Source organism: Acidobacteriota bacterium, from assembly GCA_030949985.1.
Taxonomy (GTDB): domain Bacteria; phylum Acidobacteriota; class Polarisedimenticolia; order J045; family J045; genus JALTMS01.
This window is the reverse complement of the sequence record JAUZRX010000107.1, coordinates 1-1,163: the sequence shown is the minus strand read 5'-3', so window position 1 is coordinate 1,163 and position 1,163 is coordinate 1. Positions and strand designations below refer to the sequence as shown.

Genomic DNA, 1,163 nt, shown 5'->3' with positions numbered 1-1,163 from the left:
CGAGGCCAACGGCGGCAAGGAGGTTTCCGGCACCTTCATCGTGCCCAGTGACGACGCCACCTATCTCGTCCATTGCGGGGTGCCGCAGCACACGGAAAAGGGCCTCAAGGCACAGCTCGTGGTCGGCCGGGGCGGCAAGGACCTGCCCAGCATACCGGGCATCACCCCGCCCAACTACACCGGCAGCCTGGACCGGGCCCGCTGAGCGGGCCGGTGTTGCCTGCCGATGCCCGCCGGCGCAGCGGAAACCACGGCCGCCATGACCGCGCCCTACTCCGTATTCTGTATCTCCGACCGGTCGGGCCATACGGCCGAAACCCTGGCCAGAAGCGTGATGGCCCAGTTTCCCGACATCGAGCTGGCGGATTTCGTCATCTACCCCTTCGTCAACCGCCGGGAGGATGCCGAGCGCATCGCGGCCAGGCTGCAGGCGTACCAGCGACGCAGCGGACGCCGGCCGGTGGTGTTCAGCACGCTGACGGACCCGGAGCTGGAGCGGATCATCAACGATACCGATGCCTGCGTCATCGACCTGTTCGGCACCTTCCTCGGTCCCATCGAAGAGGCGCTGGGGGTGGATTCGGCCCACACCGCGGGCCTGTCGCGGCGGGAGGTGGACGAGCGGGACTATCAGAAGCGGATCGAGGCGATTGAATTCGCGATGAAGAACGACGACGGCCTGGTCCGGAGCGATATCGGCCGGGCCGAGGTGATCATCACGGGTGTCTCGCGCACCGGCAAGACGCCCACCTGCATCTACCTGGCGATGAATTTCGGCATCCGGGCCTGCAACTACCCCCTGATCCAGGACGACCTGGAGCGTGAGCGGTTGCCCGCCTGCCTGCAGGAACACCTGGAACGGCTGGTCGGATTCACCATATCGCCGGCCCGCCTGTGGAGTATCCGCCAGCACCGGAGGCCCAATTCGGGATATGCCGATCGAAAGCGCATCGAGCGGGAAATCAGGATTGCGGAGCAGCTGCTGGGGGAGGCCGGGGTGCCGGTGTACGATACCAGTGACATCTCCATCGAGGAGTTGTCCGCGCGCATCATGAGGGACAAGCGACTGTTGCCGGGGTTCTCCTGAGGGAGATCCGGCAACCGTGAAAACGGGGTTTGGGCACTCCGGGCGTCACGATCGGCCCCGGAGCCGGCACACGAAA

Annotated in this window: 2 protein-coding genes; both read left to right on the top strand. The window is 66.0% G+C overall.

From position 1 onward, the window contains the following. On the top strand, positions 1-205 hold a 205-nt coding region (locus Q9Q40_14950; protein ID MDQ7008517.1), incomplete at its 5' end, for a hypothetical protein. A gap of 54 nt (positions 206-259) precedes the next feature. Next, positions 260-1,087, top strand: coding sequence for a pyruvate, phosphate dikinase/phosphoenolpyruvate synthase regulator (gene ppsR, locus Q9Q40_14945; GenBank protein ID MDQ7008516.1), 828 nt, complete (start codon positions 260-262; stop codon positions 1,085-1,087). The last annotated feature ends 76 nt before the right edge of the window (positions 1,088-1,163 follow it).

Excerpts from the sequence above, each read along its gene's own strand:
- ppsR (MDQ7008516.1), top strand. The coding sequence starts at position 260 with ATGACCGCGCCCTACTCCGTATTCTGTATCTCCGACCGGTCGGGCCAT.